Below are 6,190 nucleotides of genomic sequence, written 5' to 3'. Positions count from 1 at the left end.
GGCGTAGGCCAGGCCGATGATATGGCCGAGGGTGGCGGAGAACTCGCAGGAGGTGACGTTGCCGCTGATGTCCGACCCCTTGAGTACCAGGTGGCCCTCCAGCGGCTGCGGGCTGCCCTTCGGCAGGCTGAAGCCCACCAGCTTGCGCTTCAGCGGTTGCGCTTCAAGGATCTCGATGGAGCGCTTGCCGACGAAGAAGGCCTTCTTGCGGCCGATGGCCCATTCCATGTCGATCTCGCCCGGATGGGTCATGCCGTCGGTGTCCTGACTGATGATCACGTGGCCCTTTTCCAGGCGCAGGAGGCGCTGGGTCTCGACGCCGAAGGGACGAATGCCGAACTCGGTGCCGGCGGCCATCAGCGCGTCCCACAGCTTGCCGCCGTGACGGGCGGGGACGTGGATTTCGTATCCCAGTTCACCGACGAAGCCGACTCGCATCAGCCGCGCCGGAATACCGGCCACGGTGCCGGTGCGCACGGCGAGGTAGGGGAAGCCTTCGGCGGACAGGTCGACGTCCTCGCAGAGCTTCTCCAGCACCTGGCGCGACAGCGGCCCGGCCAGGTTCACCGCAGCCAGGGCAGCGGTGACGTTGGCGATGTCCACATTGAGGCGCCACTGGGCGTTCCACTTGAGCATCTGCTGGTAGATGCGGTCCACGCCGCTGGTGGTGGCGGTGACGTAGAAGTGGTTGTCGGCCAGGCGCGCGCAAACACCGTCGTCGATCACTACGCCGTGCTCGTTGGTCATCAGCGCGTAGCGCGTGCGTGCCACCGGCTGCTTCTTGAACGGCAGGGTGTAGATGCGTTCCAGCAATTCGGCGGCGTCCGGTCCGCGCACGTCGAGGCCGCCCAGGGTCGAGACGTCGATCAGGCCGACTTTCTCGCGCACATGGCGCGCTTCTTCCTGCATGCAGCGTTCGCGGTCCTCGGCCTTGCCGTAGAACGCCGGGCGCTGCCAGATGCCTGCCGGCATCAGCTTGGCGCCGGCAGCCACATGGCGGCTGTGCATCGCAGTCTGACGGTACGGGTCGAAAGCGCGGCCGGCGACGTGGGCAAGCTTCTCCGCCTCGAAGGGCGGGCGGGCGGTGGTCACGCCGGTTTCGCTGATGCTGCGGCGGGTAGCCTGGGCTACCAGGCGTGCGGTGGGTAGCGCCGAGTGGCGGCCCTGGGACGGGCCCATGCCGACGGTGGAGAAGCGCTTCACCAGTTGCACGTCGCGGTAGCCGATACGGGTGGCGTTGACGATATCGCGCACCTGCAGGTCCTCGTCGAAGTCGACGAAATCCTTGCCTTTGGGATGGGGGAAAATCGGCCAGTCGAAGTTGACCCGCGCCTCGCCATTGAACTCGGCTTCACCGATTCCGACGTCCAGGCCGAGGGCTTCGGTAGCGCGTGCAGCAACGCGGGCGCCATCCAGTAGCACGTTGTCCAGGCTGTGGCGACCGTTCACCGACCCGGCGACGCCCAGCCCTTCCGGCAGGCCGCTGATGGCGAACTCGGCACGCTGCTCGTCATAGGCCAGCTTTCCACCGGCCTGGCAGAGCAACTGGTACACGGGCATGTAGCCGGCGGACATGCACAGCAGGTCGCAAGAAAGTTGCAGGCTGTGTTCGGCCACCTGGCCCTGGGCGGTGATGCGGCGGATATCCACGCCGCTGACATGGCGCATGCCTTTCTCGTGCAGTGCCTCATAGACGGCGCTGCCGAGGTGGCAGGGGATGCCCTGTTTCTCCACGGCGATTTTCAGCGTGGCATCGGCGGGCTGCTGGCGCATGTCCACTAGGGCCGCGACCTGTACGCCCTGCTCGGCGAGGTCGAGGGCGGCGAGGTAGCCGTCATCGTTGCCGGTGAGCACCACGGCGCGCTTACCGGGCTTCACCGCGTAGAGCTTCATTAGGCGCTGGGCGGCGCTGGAGAGCATGACGCCAGGCAGGTCGTTATTGCGGAACACCACCGGCTGGTCGAACGAGCCGGCACTGACGATGCACTGCTTCGCCCGCACCTTGTACATGCGGCGGCCCTGGATCACCGGCAGGTAGTTCTCAGTGAACCAGGCGTTGCAGGTGGCTTCCTTCAGCACCTGGATATTGGCGTTACCTTCAACGGCGGCCACCAGCTCGCGGCGCAGGATGTCGGCACGGCGGCCTTCCACGTCGAAGCGCGCGTAGGTCAGCGAGCCACCGAGCACCGGTTGCTGCTCAATCAGCAGCACCTTGGCGCCGGCATTGGCGGCGGTGAGGGCGGCGGAAAGGCCGGCGGGACCGGCGCCGACGATGGCCACATCCACGAACAGATAGGCCTTGTCGTAGTACTGCGGCTTGAAGTTGAGGTCGAGCACGCCGAGTCCGGCCTTCTTGCGGATCAGCGGTTCCCAGACCTTCCACATGCCTTTGGGCTTGTAGAAGGAGCGGTAATAAAAGCCCACCGGCATGAACTTCGAGAACTTGCCGAGGTAGGCGTCGCGGTCGTTGTCCAGCGAGCCGTTGACGTTCTGCGCGGTGACGCTGAGCCCTGAGCGAATCCTCTGCGCATCGGCCAGCACGTTGGGCTCGTCAGGCAGCTGCACCAGGGTGTTGGCGTCCTGTCCGGCCATGGTCAGCGGGCCGCGCGGGCGGTGGTACTTGAACGAGCGCGAGAGCAGCCAGCGGCCGTTGGCGAGCAGGGCGCTGGCGATGCTGTCGCCGGCAAAACCCTGGTAGGCGGTGCCGTCGAAATCGAAGGCCAATGGCTGGTCGCGGTCGATCAGCAGGCCCATGGGGGCGGGGAGGCGGCTGGGCTGGCTCATCCGGCGATCTCCTGGGTGTGCGGGGCGAATTCGACCCGCTGGGTGAAGAGTTCCTTCGGGTCGAAGGTGCGAATGATCTGGTCGGTGACCGTATGGCGTTCGACGAGGAACCAGTAGCTGGACGCGTTGTGCAGCCACCACTCGCGGACCACGCCGGCGATGTTGTCGCTGTTGAACACGTAATCGGCCCATTCGGCGTCGGTGCAGGTGGCCGGATCGGGCATCTGCTTGAACTCGCCGCCGTAGGTGAATTCGCTGATGTTTCGGGGGCCGTTGAGCGGACAGTTCATGATCTTCATGGTGGTTCCCCTTAGTGGCTGGCCGCCGTGGCGCCCATCTCGTTGACCTGTTGGAAGGTGCTGAAACGCTCCAGGGCGAAGGGCTTGATCAGGTCCGGAACCTTGCCGCCGCTGGCCACCAGTTCGGCCATGGTCTTGCCGCAGATGGGCGTGGACTTGAAGCCCCAGGTGCCCCAGCCGGCATCGAGGTAATAGTTCTGCACCGGCGACAGGCCCATGATCGGGCTGTAGTCCGGGGTCATGTCGGTGATCCCGGCCCACTGGCGCATCAGCTTGGCGTTGGCCATGAAGGGGAACATCTCGATGGCGTGGGCCAGCAGGCTTTCCTTCAGGTCCAGGGTCGAGCGGGTGTTGTACAGCGGGTAGGGGTCGGAGCCGCCACCGAAGACGATCTCGCCACGGCTGGTCTGCTGCACGTAGCAGTGCAGGGCGGAGGAGCTCACCAGCGGGTCGAGGAAGGGCTTGAACGGCTGGGTCACCATGGCCTGCAGCGGGTAGGTGTGGATCGGCGCACGGATGCCCGCCTTGGCCAGCATCAGCGAGCTGTGGCCGGCGATGGCCTGCACCGCGCAGCCGCATTTCACCGTGCCGCGATTGGTTCTCACGGCGGTGATGCGGCCGTTCTCGATGATCAGGTCCTGCACTTCGGTGAGCTGGTGGATTTCCACCCCGCGTTTGGCTGCCTGCTTGGCGTAGCCCCAGGCCACGGCGTCGTGGCGGGCGGTGGCGCCGTCGATGTGCCAGAGGCCGGCGAGCACCGGCAGGTGGCAGGGGTCGAGGTTGAGGGTCGGTACCAGTTCGCGGATCTGCTGGCGATCGATCATCTCGGTGCGGCCACCGAAGTGCTTGTTCACTTCGGCGCGCTGGCGGAAGGCGCGCACTGTGGCATCCGTGTGGGCCAAAGTGAGCTGGCCACGCTCGGAATACATGATGTTGAAGTCGAACTCGTTGGAGAGGTTCTGGAACATCTTCACCGACTCGGCATAGAAGCGGACGCCTTCGGAGGTGAGGTAGTTGGAACGGATCACCGCCGTGTTGCGCGCGGTGTTGCCGCCGCCCAGGTAGGACTTCTCCAGCACGGCGACATTGGTGATGCCGTGGTACTTGGACAGGTAGTAGGCGATGGCCAGGCCGTGACCGCCGCCGCCGATGATGACCACGTCGTAGGCCGGCTTGAGGTCGGTGGGCGGCGGCAGGTCTACCTCCACCGGGTATTCGGAGCTCAGGCCGTATTTCAGGAGATTGAAGGGCATGGCGCCTCCGGGAACTGGGCAGCAGTGGATGGAGCCGGGTGCTGGAGGCGCGCCGCGGCCAGGGTGTTCTTCATCAGGTAGGCGATGGTCATGGGGCCGACGCCGCCCGGCACCGGGGTGATGGCGGCGGCGCGTGTGAGGGCGCTGTCGAAGTCCACGTCACCGACCAGCTTCGAGCGGCCGCCTTCCTCGATGCGGTTGATGCCCACATCGATGACCACGGCGCCGGGTTTCAGCCAGTCGGCATCCACCAGGCGCGGACGGCCGACGGCGGCGACGACTATGTCGGCCTGGCGACAGAGCTCGCGCAGGTTGGCGCTTCTCGAATGCACCACGGTCACCGAGCAGTGGGCCTTGAGCAGCAAAGCGGCCATGGGTTTGCCGACGATGTTGGAACGGCCGATGACCACTGCGTGCTTGCCGGAAAGGTCGCCGCAGGTGTCCTGCAGCAGGCGCAGGCAACCGGCTGGGGTGCAGGGTGTGAGCACCTCGCGGCCCTGGCTGAGGCCGCCGACGTTCTCGGCGTGGAAACCATCGACGTCCTTCAGCGGGTCGATGGCCTGCAGTACGCGGGTCTCGTCGATATGCGCCGGCAGCGGCAGCTGCACCAGGATGCCGTGCACCGAGGCATTGGCATTGAGATTGTGGATCAGGTCCAGCAGGTCGGCTTCGGCGGTGTCCGCCGGCAGCTTGTGCTCCAGGGAGCGGATGCCGCATTCCTCGGCCCGCAGTACCTTGTTGCGCACGTAGACCTGGCTGGCCGGGTCCTGACCCACCAGCACCACGGCCAGTGCCGGGGCGATGCCGCTGGCCTTCATGTCTCGCACCTCGAGGGCCACTTCGGCCAGCACGCGGGTAGCGGCGGCCTTGCCATCGATCAGTTTGATGGGGGCTTGAGTGTTCACCGGAAGATCACCGTGCGGTCGCCATTGAGGAAGACCCGGTGCTCCAAGTGGTACTTCACCGCCTTGGATAGGGCCACGGTTTCGGTATCACGACCCACGGCAACCAGGTCGTCGGGCAGGTAGGCGTGGTCCACGCGCTGAACTTCCTGCTCGATGATCGGGCCTTCGTCGAGGTCCGATGTCACGTAGTGGGCGGTGGCACCAATCAGCTTCACGCCGCGTTCGTAGGCCTGGTGATAGGGCTTGGCGCCCTTGAACCCGGGCAGGAAGGAGTGGTGGATGTTGATGGCCCGGCCCGAGAGTTGCTTGCACAGGTCATCGGAGAGGATCTGCATGTAGCGGGCGAGCACCACCAGTTCGGTCCGGGTCTCGTCGACGATCTGCATCAGCGCCGCTTCCTGCTGGGCCTTGGTGTCCTTGGTCACCGGCAAGTAGATGAAGCGGATACCCTCGCGCTCGGCCATGGGGCGCAGGTCGAGATGGTTGGAGACGATGGCGGTGATCTGCATGTCCATCTCGCCCTTGTGATGGCGATAGAGGAGGTCGGACAGGCAGTGGTCGTACTTGCTCACCATCAGCAGCACGCGCATGGGCTGGGTGGTGCCGTGCAGGGTCCAGTCCATCTCGAAGCGGCGGGCCACCGCGTCGAAGCCCTGCTCGACTTCGTCGATGTCGCCCTCGTACTGGTCGTTGAAGCGGAATACCGCGCGCATGAAGAAGCGGCCGCTGGTGTCGTCGTCGAACTGCGACATCTCGCTGATGTAGCAACCCTTCTCCGCCAGGTAGGTGGTCACCGCCGCGACGATGCCGGACGTGGCCGGGCAGCTGATCTTGAGGATGTAGTGGCTAGTAGCGTGTTGCATGTCTGGTCCTCGGTTGGAGTGGCGGCAGCTCATCGAAAGGCGAAAATCTTCAAGGGTGAAACGAAGTTTCATCCGCGAAGATATTT

Annotated in this window: 5 protein-coding genes; all 5 read right to left on the bottom strand. The window is 65.3% G+C overall.

What is annotated here, in order from left to right:
* Positions 1 to 2,784, bottom strand: a 2,784-nt coding sequence (locus E8F12_RS02930) for an FAD-dependent oxidoreductase (protein ID WP_280323800.1), incomplete at its 3' end; no start/stop codon positions are given.
* Positions 2,781 to 3,083 carry a sarcosine oxidase subunit delta gene (locus E8F12_RS02925; RefSeq protein WP_280323798.1) on the bottom strand — a complete coding sequence of 101 codons (303 nt, stop codon included), beginning with the start codon at positions 3,081 to 3,083 and terminating at the stop codon, positions 2,781 to 2,783. The genes E8F12_RS02925 and E8F12_RS02930, both read right to left, overlap by 4 nt.
* 11 nt (positions 3,084 to 3,094) lie before the next feature.
* Entirely contained in the window at positions 3,095 to 4,336 is a 1,242-nt protein-coding gene (locus E8F12_RS02920) for an FAD-dependent oxidoreductase (RefSeq protein WP_280323797.1), read from the bottom strand.
* Positions 4,318 to 5,241: a bifunctional methylenetetrahydrofolate dehydrogenase/methenyltetrahydrofolate cyclohydrolase FolD gene (gene folD, locus E8F12_RS02915; RefSeq protein ID WP_280323796.1), complete on the bottom strand. Its 924-nt coding sequence runs from the start codon at positions 5,239 to 5,241 to the stop codon at positions 4,318 to 4,320. Before folD ends, E8F12_RS02920 begins: the two co-directional genes overlap by 19 nt.
* Positions 5,238 to 6,104 (bottom strand): formyltetrahydrofolate deformylase, encoded by an 867-nt coding sequence (gene purU, locus E8F12_RS02910; protein ID WP_280323795.1) that lies wholly within the window; start codon positions 6,102 to 6,104, stop codon positions 5,238 to 5,240. Before purU ends, folD begins: the two co-directional genes overlap by 4 nt.
* Between the last annotated feature and the right edge of the window lie 86 nt (positions 6,105 to 6,190).

The organism is Pseudomonas sp. BN102, from assembly GCF_029871245.1.
Classification (GTDB): Bacteria; Pseudomonadota; Gammaproteobacteria; order Pseudomonadales; family Pseudomonadaceae; genus Metapseudomonas.
Note: the sequence above shows the minus strand (reverse complement) of the source record. Positions and strands in the feature narration are given on the sequence as shown.